Origin of the sequence: Streptacidiphilus alkalitolerans (assembly GCF_042511045.1) — a bacterium.
In the GTDB taxonomy this organism is placed as follows: domain Bacteria; phylum Actinomycetota; class Actinomycetes; order Streptomycetales; family Streptomycetaceae; genus Streptacidiphilus; species Streptacidiphilus alkalitolerans.
The window spans coordinates 181,189-202,943 of sequence record NZ_JBHEZX010000011.1 but is presented as its reverse complement, the minus strand read 5'-3'; the positions used below and the strand labels follow the sequence as shown (position 1 = coordinate 202,943).

At 73.8% G+C, this 21,755-nt stretch carries 21 protein-coding genes and 1 riboswitch; of the genes, 8 read left to right on the top strand and 13 right to left on the bottom strand.

Annotated features, from left to right (window positions below):
• Positions 1-12: 12 nt before the first annotated feature.
• Positions 13-1,938, bottom strand: coding sequence for an anthranilate synthase family protein (locus ACEZDG_RS24570; protein WP_380513150.1), 1,926 nt, complete (start codon positions 1,936-1,938; stop codon positions 13-15).
• A 281-nt stretch (positions 1,939-2,219) separates the two neighbouring features.
• Here ACEZDG_RS24570 and ACEZDG_RS24565 point away from each other — a divergent pair, with 281 nt between their 5' ends.
• Positions 2,220-3,581: a class II 3-deoxy-7-phosphoheptulonate synthase gene (locus tag ACEZDG_RS24565; protein ID WP_380513148.1), complete on the top strand. Its 1,362-nt coding sequence runs from the start codon at positions 2,220-2,222 to the stop codon at positions 3,579-3,581.
• A gap of 145 nt (positions 3,582-3,726) precedes the next feature.
• Positions 3,727-3,969: a (2Fe-2S)-binding protein gene (locus ACEZDG_RS24560; RefSeq protein ID WP_380513146.1), complete on the top strand. Its 243-nt coding sequence runs from the start codon at positions 3,727-3,729 to the stop codon at positions 3,967-3,969.
• 9 nt (positions 3,970-3,978) lie between these two features.
• Here the strand turns inward: ACEZDG_RS24560 and ACEZDG_RS24555 are convergent, their stop codons facing one another.
• The 6 genes from ACEZDG_RS24555 to bfr form a co-directional block, all read right to left on the bottom strand.
• On the bottom strand, positions 3,979-5,610 hold the full coding sequence (locus tag ACEZDG_RS24555; protein WP_380513144.1) for an SUKH-4 family immunity protein: 1,632 nt from the start codon (positions 5,608-5,610) through the stop codon (positions 3,979-3,981).
• The gene (locus tag ACEZDG_RS24550; RefSeq protein ID WP_380513143.1) at positions 5,607-7,580 is read right to left on the bottom strand and encodes a hypothetical protein; all 1,974 of its coding nucleotides are present in this window, start codon (positions 7,578-7,580) and stop codon (positions 5,607-5,609) included. Before ACEZDG_RS24550 ends, ACEZDG_RS24555 begins: the two co-directional genes overlap by 4 nt.
• Positions 7,577-8,320: a nucleic acid/nucleotide deaminase domain-containing protein gene (locus ACEZDG_RS24545; RefSeq protein WP_380513142.1), complete on the bottom strand. Its 744-nt coding sequence runs from the start codon at positions 8,318-8,320 to the stop codon at positions 7,577-7,579. Before ACEZDG_RS24545 ends, ACEZDG_RS24550 begins: the two co-directional genes overlap by 4 nt.
• 41 nt (positions 8,321-8,361) lie before the next feature.
• Positions 8,362-9,093, bottom strand: coding sequence for a nucleic acid/nucleotide deaminase domain-containing protein (locus tag ACEZDG_RS24540; RefSeq protein ID WP_380513140.1), 732 nt, complete (start codon positions 9,091-9,093; stop codon positions 8,362-8,364).
• On the bottom strand, positions 9,090-9,812 hold the full coding sequence (locus tag ACEZDG_RS24535) for a WXG100-like domain-containing protein (protein WP_380513138.1): 723 nt from the start codon (positions 9,810-9,812) through the stop codon (positions 9,090-9,092). The genes ACEZDG_RS24540 and ACEZDG_RS24535 overlap by 4 nt, the downstream gene beginning before the upstream one ends.
• Before the next feature lie 108 nt (positions 9,813-9,920).
• The gene (gene bfr, locus ACEZDG_RS24530) at positions 9,921-10,400 is read right to left on the bottom strand and encodes a bacterioferritin (protein ID WP_380513136.1); all 480 of its coding nucleotides are present in this window, start codon (positions 10,398-10,400) and stop codon (positions 9,921-9,923) included.
• 159 nt (positions 10,401-10,559) lie between these two features.
• Here bfr and ACEZDG_RS24525 point away from each other — a divergent pair, with 159 nt between their 5' ends.
• A complete protein-coding gene (locus ACEZDG_RS24525; protein ID WP_380513134.1) occupies positions 10,560-11,210 on the top strand; it encodes a sulfite oxidase-like oxidoreductase in 651 nt (216 codons plus the stop codon).
• A 25-nt stretch (positions 11,211-11,235) separates the two neighbouring features.
• On the opposite strand, the gene ACEZDG_RS24520 is transcribed toward ACEZDG_RS24525, so the two are convergent.
• From ACEZDG_RS24520 to thiO, 5 genes are all read right to left on the bottom strand, one after another.
• Positions 11,236-11,940, bottom strand: a complete 705-nt coding sequence (locus ACEZDG_RS24520; protein ID WP_380513132.1) for a nitroreductase family protein — start codon at positions 11,938-11,940, stop codon at positions 11,236-11,238.
• A gap of 68 nt (positions 11,941-12,008) precedes the next feature.
• Entirely contained in the window at positions 12,009-13,919 is a 1,911-nt protein-coding gene (gene pknB / locus ACEZDG_RS24515; RefSeq protein ID WP_380513130.1) for a Stk1 family PASTA domain-containing Ser/Thr kinase, read from the bottom strand.
• A gap of 100 nt (positions 13,920-14,019) precedes the next feature.
• Positions 14,020-14,814 (bottom strand): thiazole synthase, encoded by a 795-nt coding sequence (locus ACEZDG_RS24510; protein ID WP_380513128.1) that lies wholly within the window; start codon positions 14,812-14,814, stop codon positions 14,020-14,022.
• A 9-nt stretch (positions 14,815-14,823) separates the two neighbouring features.
• A complete protein-coding gene (gene thiS, locus ACEZDG_RS24505; protein WP_380513126.1) occupies positions 14,824-15,033 on the bottom strand; it encodes a sulfur carrier protein ThiS in 210 nt (69 codons plus the stop codon).
• The gene (thiO, locus tag ACEZDG_RS24500; RefSeq protein WP_380513125.1) at positions 15,030-16,250 is read right to left on the bottom strand and encodes a glycine oxidase ThiO; all 1,221 of its coding nucleotides are present in this window, start codon (positions 16,248-16,250) and stop codon (positions 15,030-15,032) included. Before thiO ends, thiS begins: the two co-directional genes overlap by 4 nt.
• Positions 16,245-16,355: riboswitch (TPP riboswitch) on the bottom strand. Its footprint overlaps the gene before it by 6 nt.
• 40 nt (positions 16,356-16,395) lie before the next feature.
• On the opposite strand from thiO, the gene ACEZDG_RS24495 reads away from it, so the two are divergent.
• From ACEZDG_RS24495 to thiE, 3 genes are read left to right on the top strand one after another with little or no spacing between them, the layout of a single operon-like run.
• The gene (locus ACEZDG_RS24495) at positions 16,396-17,628 is read left to right on the top strand and encodes an NAD(P)/FAD-dependent oxidoreductase (protein ID WP_380513123.1); all 1,233 of its coding nucleotides are present in this window, start codon (positions 16,396-16,398) and stop codon (positions 17,626-17,628) included.
• A gap of 39 nt (positions 17,629-17,667) precedes the next feature.
• Positions 17,668-18,033, top strand: a complete 366-nt coding sequence (locus ACEZDG_RS24490; RefSeq protein WP_380513121.1) for an Rv2175c family DNA-binding protein — start codon at positions 17,668-17,670, stop codon at positions 18,031-18,033.
• Positions 18,030-18,695: a thiamine phosphate synthase gene (thiE, locus tag ACEZDG_RS24485; RefSeq protein WP_380513119.1), complete on the top strand. Its 666-nt coding sequence runs from the start codon at positions 18,030-18,032 to the stop codon at positions 18,693-18,695. Before ACEZDG_RS24490 ends, thiE begins: the two co-directional genes overlap by 4 nt.
• Positions 18,696-18,714: 19 nt before the next feature.
• On the opposite strand, the gene ACEZDG_RS24480 is transcribed toward thiE, so the two are convergent.
• Positions 18,715-19,836 carry a polyprenyl synthetase family protein gene (locus ACEZDG_RS24480; protein ID WP_380513117.1) on the bottom strand — a complete coding sequence of 374 codons (1,122 nt, stop codon included), beginning with the start codon at positions 19,834-19,836 and terminating at the stop codon, positions 18,715-18,717.
• A 161-nt stretch (positions 19,837-19,997) separates the two neighbouring features.
• Here ACEZDG_RS24480 and metF point away from each other — a divergent pair, with 161 nt between their 5' ends.
• Both metF and ACEZDG_RS24470 read left to right on the top strand, forming a co-directional pair.
• A complete protein-coding gene (gene metF / locus ACEZDG_RS24475) occupies positions 19,998-20,918 on the top strand; it encodes a methylenetetrahydrofolate reductase [NAD(P)H] (protein ID WP_380513115.1) in 921 nt (306 codons plus the stop codon).
• A 68-nt stretch (positions 20,919-20,986) separates the two neighbouring features.
• A complete protein-coding gene (locus tag ACEZDG_RS24470) occupies positions 20,987-21,751 on the top strand; it encodes a hypothetical protein (RefSeq protein ID WP_380513113.1) in 765 nt (254 codons plus the stop codon).
• The last annotated feature ends 4 nt before the right edge of the window (positions 21,752-21,755 follow it).

Genomic DNA, 21,755 nt, shown 5'->3' with positions numbered 1-21,755 from the left:
TGGTACACGGATTTACGCCGGCTGCGGGGTGAGGGCGGCGACCAGGGCGGCGATGATGCCGACGCCGTCCAGGGTGAGCACCGACTCGGCGTGGAACTGGACTCCGGCGAAGCCCGGGCCGCGGATCGCGAAGACGTCGCCGGTCAGCGGGTCGCGGCTGACCTCGATGCCGCGCCCGGCCAGCCGGGCCTGCTGCTGCTCGTCGCAGACGGCGGTGAAGGTGTTGTAGAAGCCGACCGTCTGCGGGCTGCCGAAGAGGTCGATCTGCTCCTGCGCCCCCTGGTACGGGGTGGCCCTGCGCCGCAGCGGAAGGCCCAGCGCCGAGCACAGCAGCTGGTGGCTGAGGCAGACCGCGAGCAGCCCGCCCGGGTGTCCGGCGGCCACCAGCTCGCCGACCAGGCGCCGCATCCGGCGCATCCTGGGGTCGGCGGCGTCGGCCGGGTCGCCCGGGCCCGGGCCGAGGACCAGCGGGCCGGTGTGCCCGGCGACCGCCTCGGCCAGGCCCGGGAGGTCGTGCCGGCGGACGGTGACCCGGTGGCCGAGGGAGCGCAGCAGGTGCGCCAGCATCGAGGTGAAGGTGTCCTCGCAGTCGATCACCAGCAGGTGCCGCGGGTCGGCCGGGACCGGCGCCCGGGTCTGCATCCGCAGCCAGAACGGCGCCAGGTTGCCCCGCCGGGCGTCCAGCGCGGCCTGCACCCGGTGGTGCTCGCTCAGCCGGGGGCGCGGAGCGGGCCGTACCACCGCCTGCGGGCGTTGCGGCAGCGCGCCGATCGCGCCGAGGACCCCGGCCGCCTTGGCGTGGGTCTCGGCGACCTCGGCGTCCGGGTCGGAGTGCCGGACCAGGGTCGCGCCGACCCGCACCGCGAGGCTCCCGCTCGCCGGGTCGATGTCGGCGGTGCGGATCAGGATGGGGGAGTCCAGCGTCTGCGCCCCGCCGGAGGTGCGGCCGATCAGCGCCAGCGCACCGGCGTAGTAGCCGCGCCCGGTGACCTCGTAGCGGGAGATCACCCGGGCCGCGTTCTGCAGCGGGCTGCCGGTGACGGTGGCGGCGAACATGGTCTCCCGCAGCACCTCGCGGACGTCGAGCGAACTGCGTCCGCGCAGCTCGTACTCGGTGTGGGCGAGGTGGGCCATCTCCTTCAGCCGGGGGCCGAGCACCTGGCCGCCGAGGTCGCCGACCGCGCACATCATCTTCAGCTCCTCGTCCACGACCATGGTGAGCTCCTCCAGCTCCTTGGGGTCGTGCAGGAAGGCCAGCAGCGAGTCGAGCGAGGGCCCGGCGGCCGGGTAGCGATAGGTCCCGGAGATGGGATTCATCACCACGGTTCCGGCGGACTGGCGGACATGGACCTCGGGGCTGGCCCCCACCAGCACCCGTTCCCCGGTGCTGACCAGGAAGGTCCAGTACGCTCCGCGCTCCTGCTCCACCAGCCGCCGGAACAGGGTCAGCGCCAGGGCCGGCGAGTAGTCCCGCAGGGTGCCGGTGAAGTCGCGGCGGATGACGAAGTTGGCGCCCTCGCCGCGGCCGATCTCGTCCTGGACCACCCGCCGGACGATCTCGGCGTACTGGCGGTCGTCGAGGTCGAAGCCGCCGCCGTCCAGCGTCACCGGCAGCCGCGGCAGCGCCTCGGCCAGCTCGGGCAGCGGCAGCGCGTAGGACTCGCGCACCCGCAGCGCCTGCAGCGGGGTGCCGTCGTCATGGGCCTCGAAGCCGCGTTCGCACAGCTGTCGGTAGGGGACCAGGGCGAGCAGGTCGTGCACCGGGTGTCCGGGCGCGCCCTCGGGCAGCGGCAGCTCGGCCAGGGTGTCGTACCGGCCGACCTCGCCGAACAGCAGCTCGACGGTGTCCAGCGGCAGCCGTGGCGCGCGGCGGTGCAGCAGGGCGAAGGGCTCGCGCCCTGCGGAGAGCCGGGCGACCAGGGCAGTGGTGTCTGTCACAGCGGTGGACCTTCCAGAGCGGGGGCTCGGGGCGGTCTCTGCCGGACAAGCAGAACGGCCGCCCCGAGGGGCGGCCGTTGAGTCTGCGGGTGAACGCGCGAATCAGTGGGCCGCCTCGGGGACGGTCCACCACCAGGAGTAGGTGCGCGCGGTGTTCACGGGGCAGACCTTAGCGGATCCGGGCCCGGTGGCGCAGCAGCCCTGCCGACCCGGTCGCGGCCACGTCTCAGTCGGCGGGCGGCGGAGACATTTCGTTTGCGTTACCCCTTAGCCTTGGCAGCGTGACCGTGAACGTTGAAACCCCCCAGGACAAGAACGGCCAGGAGTTCTCCTGGCAGTCCCTTCCCGCGGCGCAGCAGCCCGAGTGGCCGGACGCCGAGGCTCTGCGCAAGTCCCTTGCCGACCTCGCGTCCTATCCTCCGCTCGTCTTCGCCGGCGAGTGCGACCAGCTGCGCACCCGCCTCGCTGCCGTGGCCAGGGGTGAGGCGTTCCTGCTCCAGGGCGGCGACTGCGCCGAGGCGTTCGACGGCGTGTCCGCGGACCAGATCCGCAACAAGCTGAAGACCCTGCTGCAGATGGCGGTCGTGCTGACGTACGCCGCGTCGGTGCCGGTCGTCAAGATCGGCCGGATCGCCGGGCAGTACTCCAAGCCGCGCTCCAAGCCGACCGAGACCCGGGACGGGGTGACCCTGCCGGTGTACCGGGGCGACTCGGTGAACGGCTTCGCCTTCACCCCCGAGTCGCGCCGCCCGGACCCGGAGCGGCTGAAGCGGATGTACAACGCCTCCGCCTCCACCCTGAACCTGGTCCGCGCCTTCACCACCGGCGGTTACGCCGACCTGCGCCAGGTGCACGCCTGGAACCAGGACTTCGTCCGCAACTCGCCCTCTGGGCAGCGCTACGAGCGGCTGGCCAAGGAGATCGACAGCGCGCTGTCCTTCATGAACGCCTGCGGGGTGGACCCGGAGGAGTTCCGCACGGTCGAGTTCTTCGCCTCGCACGAGGCGCTGGTGCTGGACTACGAGACGGCGCTGACCCGCACCGACTCCCGCACCGGCAAGCTCTACGACGTCTCGGGCCACATGGTCTGGATCGGCGAGCGGACCCGGCAGCTGGACGGCGCGCACATCGAGTTCGCCTCCCGGATCAGCAACCCGATCGGCGTGAAGCTCGGCCCGACCACCACCGTGGACGAGGCGCTGACGCTGATCGACCGGCTCGACCCGGAGCGCGAGCCCGGCCGGCTCACCTTCATCACCCGGATGGGCGCGGGCAAGGTCCGCGACCGGCTGCCCGGGCTGGTCGAGAAGGTCACCGCCAGCGGCGCCCAGGTGGTCTGGATCTGCGACCCGATGCACGGCAACACCTACGAGGCCGAGACCGGCCACAAGACCCGCCGCTTCGACGACGTGCTGGACGAGGTCAAGGGCTTCTTCGAGGTGCACCGCGCGCTCGGCACCCACCCGGGCGGCATCCATGTGGAGCTGACCGGCGACGATGTCACCGAGTGCGTCGGCGGCGGCGACGAGGTCTTCGAGGACGACCTGCACCAGCGCTACGAGACCGCCTGCGACCCGCGCCTCAACCGCAGTCAGTCGCTGGACCTGGCCTTCCTGGTCGCCGAGATGTACCGCGGGCAGTAGCCCGCCGGGACCGCTCCGGCGCCCCGCAGTGTGACGAAGACCCCCTCCGATCCGCGAAAACGGATCCGAGGGGGTCTTTTGGCTCCCCGGTCCTATGGGTAAGGTTAGCCTTAGCTCAACCACCGCCGAAGGGAAAGTGACCGCGATGTACGTCTGCATGTGCCATGCGGTCACCGAGCAGCATGTGCGGGACGAGATCGCCGCCGGGGCCACCACGCCCCGCCAGGTCGCCAGCGGCTGCAAGGCCGGCACCGACTGCGGCTCCTGCGTCCGCCGGATCCAGGCCCTGCTCGGGCACGAGGGCGCCCGCCCGTGCCCCACCGCGCGGCTGGCCGCCCGGCTCGGCCTGCCCGAGCCGGTGGACCAGGCCGAGGCCGAAGCGGCCTGAGCGCCCCCTCTAAAGACCGGCCTCCAGATCACTCAGCGCGTCCGCCCAGAGCGACGAACCGCCCTCGGCGAGCGCGGTGGGATCCAGCGAACGCAGCCGCTCGGTCACCTGTCCGGCCAGCTCCGCGCGGCCGTCCGCGTCCAGGCCCGGGTCGGACCGCCGCCGGGCGAGTGCCAGCTCCGTGGCGCAGGCGACGAAGGCCGGCAGGCCGGAGTTGAGCGGCAGCGGGGTCAGGAAGCCGGACTCGGGGCCCAGCGCCTGCACCGCCCCGTCCGGGGCGAGCAGCAGGTCGCTGTCCCCCCAGGAGCCCAGCCAGCGATGCCGGTCCAGCCCCGGCGGCGGGGGCTGGACCGGCTCGTCGGACTCCTCGTCCAGGCCGACCCGGGACAGCAGTTCCGGCCCGAACTCGGCCAGGTCCGGGTCGAGTTCGACGGTGGGCAGCGGACGGAGCGGGACCGGGAGGCCGTCCAGCGCCGCGCTGACGGCGGGGTCCAGCAGACCGGCCTCCCAGCGGGCGGGGGCGAGCACCGCCACCTGGTCCGCGCCCCAGAGCCGGCGGGCCCGCTCAAGCGGGTCCTCCTCGCCGTCGCCGGGGGCCTGCGGCTCCGCCGCCGGGGCCGGGAAGGCGGCGAGGTCCAGGCGCACCTCCGGCCGGTGGCCGGCGGTGAGCAGCGCCGGATCCAGCCGCAGCGCGCCGGGGCCCGCGTCCGTGCCGAGCAGCAGCAGCCCGTCGTCGCCGAGCCGGGCGCTGCGCACCTTCTGCTTGGGGCGGAGCGACAGCAGGACCGCACCGGTGTCAGCGCGCAGCAGCTGGACCCGGTCCATGGTGGTGAGCGCCGCCACCGGGACCGGCGTGCCGCTGCTGTCGGCGACCACGGCGGCGCTCAGCTGCAGGGCGCGCCCGGACAGCTCCGTGGGCGGTCCCACCGCCTCGCCGGTCAGCGGGTCCCAGCGCTGCAGCCGCTGCCGGAAGTCGGCGGTCAGCAGCAGCATGCGGCCCGTCGCCGGGTCCGCCGCCCAGGCGGTCCGCATCACCGGAGCGTCCGACTCGTTGGTCCAGTACGCGATCTGACGGAGCGTGAGCAGGTCGTAGACCCTGAGCTCGGGGCCGAGGCCCAGCACGGCGTGGGGACGGCCGTCGACCGTGGCCGCGGTCAGGCCGGGGAACTCATGGCTGACCAGCTTCACCGTGCCCCGGCAGGTCAGCCGGTCGAGATCCCAGACCGCCAGGCCGTGGAAGGGGTGGAAGGTCGCCAGCAGTGGGCCGATTCCGGCGACCGCCGCGACGTCGCCCTCCTCGGCGGGGTAGCCGTCGTCCGGGTAGCCGGAGCGGCGCGACTCCAGCGGGGCGACCAGCTCCTCGGTCCCGGCGGCCAGCAGGCCCTGCGCGGTGACCGCGAAGGCCAGCGCCTGGCGGCCGGCGGCCAGCGCGATCGGCGGCGCGACCCGGGCGCCGGTGACGGCGTCGAGGAGCTGCAGCATCCGGGGCGCGGCCGAACCGACGCAGCCGTACAGCAGCCGGTCGCCGAACTCGGCGGTGGCGTCGGCGCCGACCGGCCCCGGCCAGTCCTCCAGGACCGCCGCCGAAGCGTCCCGGGCGGGCCGCGGCCTGCCCCACAGCGCGGTGAACGGCTCGCTCAACTCTGCTCCCCTCGGAAGGCCCCGGCCGTGGACAGGGCGCGGGGGTCGACCACCAGCCGGACCGTGTCGTCACCCATGGTGACGTCGACGACGTGCTCCCCGTCGACGACGGAGGCGGTGATCGCGGTGATGTTGCGGCCCAGCCGCAGCCGGGCGGGCACGGCCGCGTCCCGCAGCCGGGTGACCCACAGCAGGTCGCCGGCCGCGCAGAGGACCGCCGCCCCGGGGCCGCCGAGCAGCAGCTCCACGGCGGTGGCGGCCTCCGGCAGGGCGACGGCGGGCCGCAGCGGCCTGCCCTCCTCGCGGCTGCGGATCTGCAGCAGTGGCCCGCCGGTGGCGACCAGCACGGCGGCCTCGCCGTCCAGGTCCGCCGCCTTGGCGGCGAGGCAGGGCGGGTCGGACAGCTCCCAGGCGGTCACCGGTCCCGGGCCCAGCACCCGGAGCCGTCCCTTTTCCAGCAGCAGGGTGCCGTCCTGGGCCGCCGGGGGGACCGTCCCGGCCTGTCCGCCGGCCCGGAAGGCCAGCTCGGGGAAGGCCCGGCCGGTCGCCCCGGCGAGCGCGGACAGGCCCTGGCGGGCCGCCGCCACCTGCAGCTGGGCCGCTTGCGGGCGGGAGCCCGGGTGCATCAGTTCGAGCACCGGGCGCAGCGCCACCGCGGCCGGTTCGACCGAGCCGTCCGCGGCGGCGCGCAGGGTGTCCAGGTCGGCCTGCAGCAGCAGTCCCGGGTCGGGCAGCAGCGGTGCCAGCCGCTGCGCGGCGGCGGCCTGCCGGAGCAGCTGGGACAGCTGCGCGGGCGGCAGTTCCGGCCAGTTCGGCCGCAGGGCCCCAGTGCCGTCCGCGCCGACCGGGACGGCACCGGCCAGCCCGTAGGTCAGGGCGGTACGGGCCCGCTGTTCCGCCCCGGGGCCGCGCGCGGTCAGCAGGGCCTCCGCGATGGCCGGATGGCGGAGCCGGTAGCTGGTGCCGGCGAAGCCCTCGGGGCCTTCAGCGTCTTCCGCCTCCTCGGCCTTGACCAGGCAGAACGTCTGCTCCAGCACCTCTTCCGGCCCGTCCGGGGGGAGTCGGCGGCCGGTGGCCGCCCGGGTGCCGAGCCGCCAGCTGTCCGCGTCGAAGCCGTAGGGGCCGGCCAGGGCCAGGCCGTAGAGGGCGTCGGCGACCGCGGGCGCGGTCCTGCTCCACCGCTCGACCAGCAGCTCCACCGCCCGGTCGAGACCCGTGGGCAGCGGCCGGGTGTCCGCCGCCAGCGGCGCGGTGGGTCCGAGCAGCGCCAGCACCAGGACCTGGGCCAGCAGGAAGTTGGGGAAGGCCGCCTCCGCCACCGACCGGACGAAGGCCGCCGCGGACGCCCCGCCGCCGCGGACGGCCCTGGCCGCTTCGGGCGGCGCCAGCACCTCGGCGGCCGACTCGCACAGGGCCTGGACGAAGGACTCGAAGGCGTCCCAGTCCGTCCAGAACGGCAGGTCGAGGTCGATCACCCGGCCGGGCGGGAGCAGTCCCAGCCACTCCCGGCTGCCCTCGGTGACCAGGCGCACCCGTGGCAGCGCGGCGAGCGGGACCAGCAGCTCAGTGAGCACCCGGGCCGAGGTGCGGGTGCCGACCGGGTCGGACTCGTCCAGCTCGCTGACGGCCAGGCACACCGGCCGGGGGTCGACCGCCAGCACGGACAGCAGCTCCCCGGGCGTGGCCACGTCGTAGCCCAACTGCTCGCCCAGGGCGGCGGCGAGGCCGTCGGCCCCGCGACCGCGGGCGCCCAGGGCGGCGTGGAAGACCGGGCCGGAGCCGGAGCCGGCCGAGGGCTGCTGGTCGCTCAGCCGGAACAGCCAGTTGAGCAGGGTGCTGCGCCCGGTGCCGGGGGCGCCGGTGAGGTGCAGGTTGGTGTCGTCCGCGCTGGTGGCGAGGACGGCCCGGAACTCCGCGGCGGCCTTCCACCGGCCCGCGGGGAACGGCCCGCCGGGGCCCGGGGTGGTCACCGGCGGCTCTCCTCGATGTAGTCCATCAGCTCCCTGACCCCCCGCTCCCGGTCCTCCGCCCGGGGGCCGTAGTCGAAGCTGTGGCTGAACTCGGCCTCGGGGAAGGTCGTGGCCAGCCAGTCTGCGCAGTAGTTGCCGGGCAGCATGCAGGGCTCCAGGTCGGTGTGGACCCGGACCACCTGCTCGGCTTCCACGCCCCTGCTGCTGAGGCTGTCCCACAGCCGCCGCTCCACATGCCCCTGGCCGGGGAGGGTGTAGCCGCGGACGGTGCGCAGGGCGCCGCCGGGCGCCCGGAACTCGATGATCCCGGCCGCGGCCACGGTCGCGCCGAGGGTCAGGTCCCCGGTGACCTCCGGCCACCAGTCCGCCGGGTCGGCCAGCGCCTCCGGGTCCAGCCGGCGCAGTTCGGCCGCCAGGGCGGCGGCGGTCCGCACCGCCTCGGCGCCGATCGGCTGCGGGGCCAGTTCCGCCAGGGCGCGCCGCAGCGCGTCGAGGCAGCGGATCCAGGCGTCCAGCGAGGTGTTGACCCTGCCGCCGGGAAAGCGGTAGGCGCAGTAGACCGACCGGACCGTGCCGTCGTCGGCGAGGCAGATCTCCGCCCCGCGGTCGGTGCCGAGCCGCAGCCAGTCGGCGGCGGCCGGGTCGTGCACCGTCAGGCCTGCCTCCTCGGCGTACCGCGCGAGGGGCTGGGACCGGTCCGCGGGTTCGTGGTACTGGCCCACCGGCCCTGGCAGATCCACGGCGTGTCTCCTCTTCCCTGCGGACGCTCTCCTGCGGACGGTCAGCTTCGACGCTTGATCGGGGGCTTGCCGAAGAGCCATCGTATGTGGTCCTCGTGCGCCCGGTTCCCGGCCGCTTTGGAGCCCTCGCTGTAGTGGTCGTACTCGAAGGCGTGGGACCGCTGGGCTTCCGGGAAGTAGTGCCGGGTCCAGGCGTTGCAGTTGGGATTGGGCTGGTTGCAGTAGTCCCGCTCCGAGTAGATCCGGGTCACCTTGATGTCCCGGCCGCCGCCCTGCTCCTTGAGCAGCGGCACCCCGGCGATGCGTTCGGAGTGGGCCCCGTCGCTGTGCCCGATCACCACCTGCTTGGCGCCGTTCTCGTCCTCGTACTCGATGGCGGCGTAGTTGTTGCCGGAGTCGTCGCCGTCCAGCAGGCGGCGCTCATTGACCTTCTGCGCCAGGTCGTCCGTCCTGGGGTCGACCTTGGTCGAGGTCTGCAGCGGGTCCCGGTCGGCGTTGCGGGGCAGCCGGTACTTGGGGTTCTGCTTGCTCCGCTTGGGGGTGGGAGCGCCGCCCCCGGGGGTCTCGGGGTCCTGCACGGCCTTGCGCTTCCCACCCCGCTTCGCGATGTCCTCGGCCGTGCGGGTCTCGTCGCTGACGGCGCCGTCGGCGATCTGCCCGGCCTTCTCCTCGGTGTCCTTGAGGATCCCGTGGTAGGCGTCGGTGAAGTCCTTCGCCAGCCCCTTGCCGATCTTCTTGGCCGCCCCCGAGAAGACCTCGGATATCTCGCTCATGAGAAGTCCAGCCCGGCGAACCTGCCGGTGAACACCTCGGCGTGGCCCTGCACCGCCGCCGCGTGCTGCCCGATCACCCGGGCGTGGGCCTTGAGGTCCTCCGGGTGGATGCTGAACCCGTCGCCCGGCCCGCTCCCGGAGACGCCGAGGGTGTCCTCCAGCGCCTGGTAGCTCATCCCGGCCACGGCCTTCTCGACGGTTCCCAGCAGCGGCGTCAGCGCCGCGTCGATCACCTGGGCGGTGATGTACTGGATCAGCATCTGCTTCAGGTACTCCACGGCCAGGTCGGCCGCCTCCACGATGGCGGCCTCCGCCGCCTCGGCCAGCCCCAGGGTGGCCACCGCGGCGGCCTGGTCCGCCACGAAGGACACGGCCAGCACGCCCAGCTCGGCAATGCACTCCAGCTTCATCGCCACGATGTAGTCCGCCGCCGCGTCCAGTGCGGTGGCCAGCAGCGAACAGGCCTCGTTGAGTTCGGACATGTGGCCCTGGGACAGGTGCGCCCACTTGGACACCAGCAGTTCGTAGGAGTTCGCCCGGTAGGCGTCCCCCATCGCCTTCACCGTCGCGGTGGCCTGCTGGTGGGTGCCGTCGATCTCAGCGGCGAAGTCGCGGACGTGTCCCGCGAACTCCCGCACCGCGTCCTCGTTGACCTGCGGCCATTTGACCCCGATGACCTGAAGGAACGTCACCACCGGTCCCGGCAGCTCGATTGCCATGCCCCACCCCCGCGTGTGACCGCACCTGCGTGCGTCAGCCGACAAGACTAGCCACACTGCTGGGGGGCGGGGCAAGACGCTGCCCGGGGCAGGCCGGGCGGGCGGACCCTAGCTGCTGGGCTGCTCGATCAGGGACTGGATGTAGAGCGGCTCGCCGATCTTCTCCAGCAGTTCCAGCTGGGTGTCCAGGTAGTCGATGTGGTGCTCCTCGTCGGCGAGGATGCTCTCGAAGATGTTCGCCGAGGTCACGTCGCCCTTGGCCCGCATCACCACGATCCCGCGCCGCAGCCGGTCGATCGCCTCGACCTCCACCTGCCGGTCGGCCTGGAACATCTCGCCCACGGTCTGCCCGATCCGGATGTGGAACAGCCGCTGGTAGTTCGGCAGCCCGTCCAGGAACAGGATCCGGTCGGTCAGGATCTCCGCGTGCTTCATCTCGTCGATGGACTCGGAGCGGGTGTACTTGGCGAGCTTGGTCCAGCCGAAGTTCTCCTGCATCTTGTAGTGCAGGAAGTACTGGTTGATCGCGGTCAGCTCGGCGGTCAGCTGCTCGTTCAGGAACTCGATGACCTCGGGGTCGCCCTGCATGGGGTCTCGCCCTTTCTGTGGCGTTCGGGACTGGTTTGCGTATCGTTCCACCGTCCCCTGTCCGATACCAGTAAGGTCACACTCGCCTCAAGACCTGTTTCCGGCCCCGTGCGACCGCCCCCGCGCGTCCGTGGCGACCGGATCTGTCACCATGGAGGTATGGGTCAGTCCGAGAACGAGCAGGCCAGGGCCCAGGAGTCCAGGAATCGCCCCGAGCCGGGCGCACTTCCGCCGGGGCAGCGGCTGCAGCGCGGCTGGCCGGTTCTGCACTACGGCCCGGTTCCCCGCTTCAAGCCGCTGACCTGGGAGTTCCAGGTGTTCGGGGCCACCGCCTCCGGTGACAAGCACAGCTGGGACCACGAGGGCTTCATGACCCTCCCGCGCGCCGAGGTCACCTCGGACCTGCACTGCGTCACCCGCTTCAGCATGCTCGGCAGCCGCTGGGGCGGGGTGTCCACGGCGACCGTCCTGGAACTGGCGCCGCCCGCGCCGGAGGCCACCCATGTGATGGTCTGGGCCGAGTACGGCTTCAGCTCCAACCTCCGGATGGAGGACTTCGCCGACGCCTCCTCGCTCTTCGCCACCCACCGCAACGGCGACCCGCTCACCGTCGAGCACGGCTTCCCGGTCCGCCTGGTGGTCCCTCACCTCTACGCCTGGAAGGGGCCCAAATGGGTCCGCGGCGTCGAGTACATGACCGCCGACCGCCGCGGCTTCTGGGAGGAGCGCGGCTACCACAACATCGGCGACCCCTGGGCCGAGCAGCGCTACTCCTACCAGGAGCAGCCCGGCGAGGGCCCCGAGCTCTGACGGCTGCGGCCTGCCGGCGGCCGGCTCACCAGTGGTTGCGGTGCAGCACGTCCGCGAGCGGCCTGCGGCGGACCGGGCCGAAGGTCTCCAGCGGCCAGCCGATCGGGATCACCGCGAAGGTGTGCACGTCCGAGGGGATGCCAAGGGCGGCCTTCCACTCCCGCTCCAGCATCATGTGCCAGATCGTCAGATTCGCCCCGAGCCCCAGCGCCCGCGCCGCCAGCAGCAGGTTCTGCACCCCAGGGTAGACGCTGGAGGCCTCCGCCAGCAGGCTGATCCGGCTGCCGCGCGCGGCCAGCCGGCCGAGGCCGGAGGTGCCCAGCAGCGAGACCATGCTGCGCACCCCGTCCAGGTCGGCGTTGACCCTGGGGGAGCGGTAGCAGGGGATGACCAGCGCCGGAGTGTCCGCGAAGTGGTTCTTCTGGTGCTCCATCGCGGCCCGCATCCGGTCGTACGCCGCGTCGTCCATCGCCGCCGGGGTGGCCCGGCCGACCGAGGCCATGTAGGCGTCCACGCAGCGCACCCAGAGCGGGGCCAGGGTCGCCATCACCGCTCTGTCGGTGACCAGGACGTACTGGTAGTCCTGGTTGTTGGAGGCGCTCGGCCCGTACACCGCGGCCTGGACGAGACGTTCCAGCAGCTCGTCCGGCACCGGCTCGGCGCTGAGCCGGCGCATGGCCCGCATGGTCGCCATGGTGTCGAAGAGGTCGGCTGCGACAGGTGAGGTCATGCGCCAGGAGTTTACGGAGCGTCTTCTGCCGCTCTGTCAGCGGGTGCCCCGATTTGGAGGGGCCTCGGTCAGAGCACGGTGATGGTCACCGTGCTGCCCTTGGGGGCCTGCTGGTTCCCGTTGGGGCTCTCGATGTGGACCGTCGGATTCCCGAACGGATTGAGCTTGATCACCTGGACCTGGAAGCCGGCGTCGGTCAGCGCCTTCCTGGCGTCCTTCTCCTTCATCCCGGTGACGTCCGGGACGTTCACCAGCTGCTGGCCCTTGGAGACGGTCAGGGTGACCGTGGTGCCGGGGGTCGCGCTGTCGCCGTTCGGGCTCATCGCCGCCACCTGGCCGGCGTCCGCGTCATTGGAGTAGACCTGGTCCGGGCTGACCGCCACCTTGAACCCGGCGTCGGTCAGGTCGGAGGTGGCCTGGTCGACCGACTCGCCGACCACGTCCGGCAGGTCCACCGGGGCCGGGCCGGAGCTGACCACCAGGTCGATCGGGGTGTTCGGCTGCTGCTTGGAGCCCGGGCCCGGGCTGCTGCGGATGACGTCGCCGGCGGCGACGCTGTCGCTGCCCTCCTTGCTGATCCGTCCCACCGCGAGCCCGGCGTCCTTGACCGCCCGCTCGGCGGCGGCCTGGGAGAGACCGGCCAGCGCCGGGACGGCCGGGCGGTTGGGGCCCTTGGAGACGTCCAGGGTCACCGTGGAGTCCTTGCGGATCCTGGTGCCCACGGCCGGGGCGCTGCTGATCACCCGGTCCGTGGCCACGGTCGCGCTGAAGTCCTGCACCACCTGCACGGTCAGCCCGTCGTCCTGCAGCGTCGCCACCGCCGCGGTGCGGCTGAGTCCGAGCACGCTCGGCATCTGCATGTAGAGGCCGTTCCAGGCCCAGCTCGCGCCGCCGATGATCAGGGCCAGCGCCAGCAGCACCGACACCGGCAGCACCCAGCCGCGGCGGCGCCGCTGCCGCGGCGGACGGCGGCTCGCCCGCGACGGCCGCGGGGCCGGGTCCGCCGGCTGGGCGTGCCGGGGCATCACCAGGTCCGGCGGCAGCTGCTGCATGATGCTGGTGCGCTCCACCGGGGGCTGCCCCTCGGGCTGCGCGGCGGCGGCGAAGCCGGGCTCGGCGTCCAGCTGGGCCGGCGTCAGTTCGCGCCGGATGTGCTGCAGCACGGCCAGCAGCTCGGCCGCGTCGGCCGGACGGCGGGACGCGTCGCGCGCGGCGGCGGCGACCGTTATGGCGTCCAGCTGCGGGGCCAGCCCGCGGACCAGGGTGGACGGCGCCGGGACGTCCGAACTGATGTGCTGGTAGACGACCTGCATCGGGCTGTCGCCGGTGTACGGCTTGCGGCCGGTCAGCATCTCGAACATCAGGATGCCGCAGGCGTACACATCGGTGCGCGGGTCCATCGCGCCCTGCTCGATCTGCTCGGGGGCGAGGTACGAGACGGTGCCCATCACCTGCCCGGTGGTGACCGAGCTCTCCCCGCTGACCGCCCGGACCAGCCCGAAGTCGGTGACCTTGACCCGGCCGTCCTCGGTCAGCAGCACGTTCTCCGGCTTCACGTCCCGGTGCACCAGGCCGGCCCGGTGGGCCGCGCCCAGGCCGGCCAGGATCGGCTCCAGGATGTCCAGCACGGTGCGCGGGGTCAGCGCGCCCCGGTCCCGCATCAGGTCGCGCAGGGTCCAGCCGGGCACGTACTCCATCGCCAGGAACACGGCGTCGCCGTCCGCGCCCTGGTCGTAGACGTTCACCACATTGGGGTGGGCCAGCCGGGCCACGGCCTTGGCCTCGCGGATGAAGCGGGCCGTGAACTCGGGGTCCCCGGCCAGCCCGGGGTGCATCACCTTCAGCGCGACCACCCGGTCGAGCCGGGTGTCCAGGCCGCGGTAGACGGTGGCCATGCCGCCGACGGCGATCCGCTGCTCGACCCGGTAGCGGGCGTCGAGCATCCGCCCGAGCAGTGGGTCGTGCAGCGTGGTGTCCATCCCACGGAGTTTACGGGCCAGTGGGGCGGCTCCGGGTGCAGCGACAGCACAGTTGTTGCCGTACCGCTACGAACCGGGTGATCCGGGTCACGCCCGCCGCCTAGAACGCCGGGGCCTCCGGGTCGAACTCGGCCCGTCCGGCCATCGGGGAGGACGCCTCGGCGTGGAAGCGGCGCGGGATCCGTCCGGCCCGGTGGGCGAGCCGGCCGGCCTCGACGGCGTGCCGCATGGCCTCGGCCATCAGCGCCGGGTGCTGGGCCCGGGTGACCGCTGTGGCCAGCATCACCGCGGCGCAGCCGAGTTCCATCGCCAGCGCCGCGTCGGAGGCGGTCCCCGCGCCCGCGTCCAGGATCACCGGGACGCCGGCCTGCTCCACGATCAGCTGGAAGTTGTGCGGGTTGCGGATGCCGAGCCCGGAGCCGATCGGGGAGCCCAGCGGCATCACCGCCGCGCAGCCCACCTCCTCCAGCTTCCGGGCCAGCACCGGGTCGTCGTTGGTGTAGGGGAGGACGGTGAAGCCGTCGTCGACCAGGGTCTCGGCGGCGTCCAGCAGTTCGATCGGGTCGGGCAGCAGGGTGCGCTCGTCCGCGACCACCTCCAGCTTCACCCAGTCCGTGCCGAGCGCCTCGCGGGCCAGCCGGGCGGTGAGCACGGCCTCCCCGGCGGTGAAGCAGCCGGCCGTGTTGGGCAGCACCTGGATGTTGTTGCGCCGCAGCACCTCGAGCACCGAGCCGCGCGCGGCCGGGTTGACCCTGCGCATGGCGACGGTGGTCAGCTCGGTCCCGGACAGCCGCAGCGCCTGCTCCAGCACCTCCAGGCTGGGCGCGCCGCCGGTGCCCATGATCAGCCGGGAGCTGAAGCTGCGGTCGGCGATGGTGAGGGTGTCGTCGGACATGACGGGTGGTCAGCCTCCCTGGACGGCGGTGAGGATCTCGACCCGGTCGTCGGCGGCCAGCGCGGTCGCGGGCCAGGCGCCGCGCGGCACCACCGCCTCGTTGACGGCGGCGGCCACGCCCGAGGGCGCGGCGCTGAGCTCGGCGACCACCTCGGCGAGGGTGGTCCCGGGGGCGATGTCGCGGGGAGCGCCGTTGATACGGATGGACAGGGCCGTCATCGGGTGGCCTCCTGGAGTGCGGGGACGGAAGAGAAATGGGTGGAAGAGAACCGGGCCGGGGTGAACGGGGCTGCCTCGGGCGGGAGTTGACCGGTCGCCAGATAGGCGGCGACGGCGTCCGCGGTGACCGGGGTGAGCAGCACCCCGTTGCGGTGGTGCCCGGTCGCGGCGACCAGCCCCGGCAGCGCGGTCGGGCCGAGCAGCGGGGCGTTGTCGGGGGTGCCCGGCCGCAGCCCCGCGCCGGTCTCCAGCAGCGGCAGCTCGGTGATGCCGGGCACCAGCTCATGGGCGTCGCGCAGCAGCTCGTACACCCCGCCCGCGGTGACCACGGTGTCGTAGCCCTGCTCCTCCATGGTCGCGCCGACGACCAGCTCGCCGTTCTCGCGCGGGACCAGGTAGAGGTGCACCCCGCGGACCACCGCGCGCAGATTGCGGGACAGGAACGGGCCGCCGGGCAGCGGCGCGCCGTCGGTGCGGGTCATCCGCAGCCGCAGGATCTGGCCCTTGACCGGCCGCACCGGCAACTGCGCCTCGGGCGGGAGGCCGGGGATCGCGCCGGACCAGCTGCCGGCCGCGAGCACGGTCTGCCCGGTGGTGAAGGCCGTCCCGTCCTCGGCCAGGGCGCCGGCGGCCCGGTCGCCCGCCGGGTTCAGCACGATCCTGGCGGCGGCCGAGCGGTGGATCCGCACCCCCGCGCGGACGCAGGCCTCCAGCAGCGCCGCGCCCAGCCGCCGCCCGTCCACCTGGTGGTCCCCGGCCACCAGCAGCCCGCCGCGTACCGAGGGGGCCAGCATCGGTTCCAGCCGCCGGCACTCGCGCCCGGTCAGCCACTCCGCGGCCAGGCCCAGCCGCTGCTGGAAGGCGTGCTGCTCGCGCAGCTCGGCCCGGTCGTCGGCGTCCAGCGCCACCGCGAGGGTGCCGCAGGCGCGGTAGCCGGTGGACAGGCCGCTCGCGGCCTCCAGCTCGGCGGCGAAGGCGGCGTAGCGCTCGTTGGAGGCGATGCCGAGCCGCAGCAGCGCCTCCTCGCCGTACTGCAGCTCGGTCACCGGGGCGAGCATCCCGGCGGCGACCCGGTTGGCGCCGCGGCCGGGATCGGGGTCGAGCACGGTGACCGACAGGCCGCGCTGGGCGCTGCGCCACGCGGTGGCGAGGCCGATGATGCCGCCGCCGACGATCAGCACCTCGCTGTCCCGCTCGGTTTCCTGGGCGCGTTGCATGGGGTGCGCGCTCCCTTCGCCGGCATGACCCGGATCAGGTTCGGACGGTCGGAGGCCGACTGCCTCCCTCTCAGCCCGGTACGCCGGGCTCCCGCGGATTCTGCGGTCCACTGTAGTCGCGGGCCCGCGCCCGTACAGTGACGGGATGCGGATCGTGGTGGTCGGGGCCGGGATGGCCGGGGTGCAGACAGCGGTGGCCCTGCGCGAGCAGGGGTACGACGGGGAGCTGGCGGTGCTGGGCGCGGAGCCGCACCTCCCGTACGACCGGCCGCCGCTGTCCAAGGACGTGCTGCTCGGCAAGGCCGAGAACTCCCGGTTCGAGCTGGACTACGGCGCCCTCGGCATCGACCTGCTGCTGGACCGGTCCGCCACCGGCCTGGACCCGGACGGCCGCAGGCTGCGTACCGACGCCGGGGAGCTGGACTACGACCGGCTGGTGCTGGCCACCGGTGCCCGGGCGGTCGCGCTGCCCGGGCAGCCCGCCGCCGCGCACCTGCTGCGCACCCATGACGACGCGGTCGCGCTCAGGGCCGTGCTGCGCCCCGGCGCCCGGCTTGTGGTGGTCGGGGCCGGCTGGATCGGCGCCGAGGCGGCGACCGCGGCCCGGACCCTGGGCTGCGAGGTCACCGTGGTGGAGGCGGCCCCGGTGCCGTTGGCCGGGGCGCTCCCGGCCGAGGTCGCCGAGCTGACCCGGCGCTGGTACGCCGAGGCCGGGGTCGAGCTGCGGACCAGCACCGCGGTCGGCGGCATCGTGGACTCCGAGCAGCGGCTCGAGGGCACCGGCGGCAGCGCGGTGCTGCTCACCGACGGCACCGAGCTGGACGCGGACGCCGTGGTCGTCGGCATCGGCGCCCGCCCCGACACCGGCTGGCTGGCCGGCTCCGGCATCAACCTGGACGACCGCGGCGCGGTGGCGGTCGACGCCGCGCTGCGCACCTCGGCGGCCGGGGTGTTCGCGGTCGGCGACTGCGCCTCCTTCCCGTCCGCCCGCTACGGCGTCCGGCTCACCGTGCACCACTGGGACAACGCGCTGCAGGGCGCCAGGCTGGCCGCCGCGAACCTGCTGCACCCCGGTCCGGAGGCGGATCTGCCCCGCTACGACCCGGTGCCCTACTTCTGGTCCGAGCAGTTCGGGCGGATGGTCCAGTACGCGGGCCACCACAGCCCCGGCGACGAGCTGCTGCTGCGCGGCGACCCGGAGGCCGACGGCGGCTGGGGCGCGCTGTGGCTGCGCGGGGAGGTCCCGGTGGCGCTGCTGGCCGTGGACCGGCCGCGCGACCTGGTCCAGGGACGGCGGCTGATCGAGCGCGGAACACCCCTGGACCGGTCCCGCGCGGCCGATCCCGCGGTGCCGCTGAAGGCCGCCGCACGGGCGTGATGGTGCGCGGGGGCCGTCCGGGATGGCACGCTTGGGGGTGTGAGCCAGATTGATCCCAGAATTGACGCCCTGATTCCCGCCTGGATGAACGTCCCCGAGATCGCCGAGCAGTGGGGCCTGATCGTCACCAAGGTCCGCCGCCTGGTCGACGACGGCACCCTGCTCGCGGTCCGCCGCGGCGAGAACAACGCCCTGATGGTCCCGGCCGCCTTCATCGGCCCCAACGGCACCGTCAAGGGCATCACCGGCCTGGTGACCCTGCTGCGCGACTGCGGCTTCTCCGACGAGGAGATGCTGGAGTGGCTGTTCACCGACGACCCCTCGCTGCCCGGCACCCCCGCGCAGGCCCTGAACGAGAACCGCGGCACGGAGGTCAAGCGCCGGGCGCAGGCGATGGCCCTGTGAGCGGAGCTTCCGCGCGGGCCGCCCTCGCCGGCGCCCGGCTGTACCTCTGCACCGACGCGCGCCGGGAGCAGGGCGACCTCGCCGAGTTCCTGGACGCGGTGCTGTCCGGCGGTGTGGACATCGTCCAGCTGCGGGACAAGGGCCTTGAGGCCCGGCAGGAGCTGGCGGCGCTTGAGGTCCTCGCGGACGCCTGCCGCCGGCACGGCCGGCTGCTCGCGGTGAACGACCGCGCCGACGTCGCCCACGCCTCCGGCGCAGCGGTGCTGCACCTGGGGCAGGACGACCTGCCGGTCGCCGCGGCCCGGGCGGTCCTCGGCCCGGAGGTGCTGATCGGCCGCTCCTGCCACGCCGAGGCGGAGGTGGACGCGGCGCTGGTGGAACCCGGCACCGACTACTTCTGCACCGGCCCGGTCTGGCCGACCCCGACCAAGCCGGGACGCCACGCACCCGGCCTCGGCCTGGTCGAGTACGCCGCGAAGCTGCAGCCGCAGGTGGCGCCGGAGCGCCCGTTCTTCGCCATCGGCGGCATCGACCCGGGCAACCTGGACCAGGTCCTGGACGCCGGCGCCCGCCGCATCGTGGTGGTCCGTGCCCTCACGGCGGCGGCCGACCCGCACGCGGCGGCGGCCGAGCTGGCCCGCCGGGTCCGCGAACGCGACTGACGGACCGCGACTGACGGACTCAGTACCGCCTCGCCGTGGCCGCCGCGGCGAGGCGGTGCAGCATGCGGCGGGCGGTGGGGTCGGCCAGCGGGGCGGCGTCCAGGGCGGTCAGCGACTCCTCCAGGAGCCGGCTGATCCGGGCCTCGACCCGCTGCGGGGCACCGCTGCGGGTGATCACTCCGCGCAGCAGCTCCAGCCCCGGCTGGTCCAGGTCGGGCGCGCCGAGCAGGTCGTCCAGCAGCCGGGCGTCGGCGCTGCCGCAGTGCTCCAGGGCCTCGGCCACCAGCAGGGTGCGCTTGCCCTCGCGCAGGTCGTCCCCGGCCGGCTTGCCGGTGAGCACCGGGTCGCCGTAGACGCCGAGCAGGTCGTCGCGCAGTTGGAAGGCCTCGCCCAGCGGCAGCCCGAACGCGGCGTAGGCGCTGGTCAGCGCCGGGTCCGCGGCGGCCAGCAGGCCGCCGAGCTGCAGCGGGCGCTCGACCGTGTACTTCGCCGCCTTGTAGTGGATCACCGTGCGGGCCCGCTCGACCGCCCCGTCCGGGCTCGGCGCGGCCGGCTCCAGCAGGTCCAGGTACTGGCCCGCCATCACCTCGGTCCGCATCAGGTCGAACAGCGGCTTGGCGCGGCGCACCGCGGCCGGGTCCAGGCCGCAGTCCGCGAGCAGCTCGTCGCACCAGGCCAGCAGCAGGTCCCCGAGCAGCACCGCGCTCGCCGTCCCGTACCGGGCGCCGTCGCCGCGCCAGCCGCGCTCGGCGTGCAGCGCCTCGAACCGCCGGTGCACGGACGGCAGGCCGCGCCGGGTGTCGCTGCGGTCGATCAGGTCGTCGTGCACCAGCGCGCCGGCCTGCAGCAGTTCCAGCGCCGCGCAGGCCGTGACCGCGCCCTCGTCCGCGCCGTCGCCGCCGGCCCCGCGCCAGCCCCAGTAGCAGAACGCCGGGCGCAGCCGCTTGCCGCCCCGCAGCAGCTCCCGCACCGCGTCGCCGACCGGCGCGAGCTGCGGGGAGACCGCCGCAAGCACGGCCTCCTGGTGGTCCAGGAACCGGGCCAGCGCCCGGTCCACCCGCGGACGCAGCCGCTCCTCGTCGACGGGGCTGCCCGGCCTGCGGGCGACGTCGACGGGGGACTGGGGGAAGGCGAGGGACACCGGTGGCTCCGAGCAGTGCGGGGGCAGCCAGCGTAACGCGAGCGGCTTCCGGGACCGGTGCGCGGGACGGTGCGAACGCTGGTCCCAGCCCTGCCGAGGGGCGGTACCACCAGGCGGACAGGCTTTTCCGAATCCGCGCGGGTCGCGGATAATCTCCCCTTATGGCCCTCGGTACCCCCAGCACCCGCAGCGACGGCGCACTCTCCATTCGCGAACTCCTGGCGAGGGGAAGCCGCTCCTACTCGTTCGAGTTCATGCCGCCCCGCTCGGCGGAGGCGGAGGTCGGGCTGTGGAAGGCGATCCGGCGGCTGGAGGGCCTGTCGCCGACCTTCGTGTCGGTGACCTACGGCGCGGGCGGCTCCACCCGCGGCCGTACCGTCAACATCACCGGCCGGATCACCCAGGAGACCACGCTGACCCCGGTGGCCCACCTCACCGCGGTGGACCACAGCATCGCCGAGCTGCGCAACATCCTGGGCCACTACGCCGACCAGGGCGTCCGCAATGTGCTCGCGCTGCGCGGCGACCCGCCCGGCGACCCGCTCGGGCCCTGGGTGAAGCACCCGGAGGGCGTGGAGTACGCGGTCGAACTGGTGCGGCTGATCAAGGACTCCGGCGACTTCTGCGTCGGCGTCGCGGCCTTCCCGGAGATGCACCCCCGCTCGGCCGACTGGGACAGCGACATCCGGCACTTCGTGGAGAAGTGCCGGGCCGGGGCCGACTACGCGATCACCCAGATGTTCTTCGACGTGGACGACTACCTGCGGTTCCGGGACCGGGTGGCGGCGGCCGGGTGCGAGACGCCGATCATCCCGGAGATCATGCCGGTCACCACGATCCGCTCGCTGCGCCGGATCCCGGACCTCAGCACCGCGGTCTTCCCGGCCGGGCTGGCCGAGCGGATGCTCGCGGTCGAGGACGACCCCAAGGCGGTCCGGGCGCTCGGCATCGAGCACGCCACCGAGATGTGCCGCCGGCTGATCGCCGAGGACACCCCCGGGCTGCACTTCATGACGATGAACTTCTCCACCGTCACCACCGAGATCTACCGGAATCTCGGGCTGCACCAGCGCCACGCCTGAGCCGAGTACCGTGGTCCGGTGCAGTAGCAGCAGCTCGCCGAGCAGGAGCAGCAAGAAGGTAGGCAATCGTGGGCGCCCTCGGACACCTCGTGCTCTATGCCGCTTTCGCGGTGGTCGCGCTGTGGCTGCTCGGCGAGCTGCTGCTGCAGCACCGGGCCGAACCGCACTGGCGGGCGCTGGCCCTGCTCGGCTTCCTGGTCCTGGTGGGCGGTGTCGCGGAGGGCTCGCTGCCGCTGATCGGCGCCGGGGTGGTGGCGTTCGGCATCGGCCAGTTCCTGGTCACCCGCTCGGTCAGGACCGGCAGCGGCACGCACTGGTCGCTGCGCGCGGCGGACGGCTCGCTGCCGGGCCCGCTGGGGCGGCTGCCGCTGCTCGGCAGTGTCTTCCCGCCGGGGGAGGCCCCGGCCTTCGCGGTGCCGCCGCCCGGCGAACGGGTGGGCGAGGTCGGCCCGGTGGAGCCGCTGGAGCCGGTCCAGCCCGCCTACGGGTACGACCCGGCGCTGGACTACACCCCGCCCGAGTACGTCCAGCCCGAGTACGAGCAGCAGCCCGCCTACACCGCGGAGTACGACTACACCCAGCAGCAGTACAGCGGCTACGACCCGTACCCGGCGCAGCCGCAGCCCGCCTACGCGGCGGAGTACGACTACGGGCAGCAGTCGGAGCAGCAGCCGTACTACGGCTACGAGCAGCAGCCCGCCGCCTACCAGGGCTACCAGCCGGAGTACCAGCAGGAGCAGTCCTACGAGTACCAGTACCCGTACCAGCCGGAGCCGGCCGCGCCGGAGCCCGCGCCGGACCCCTGGCAGCCGCACCCGCAGCAGTACGGCTGACCGT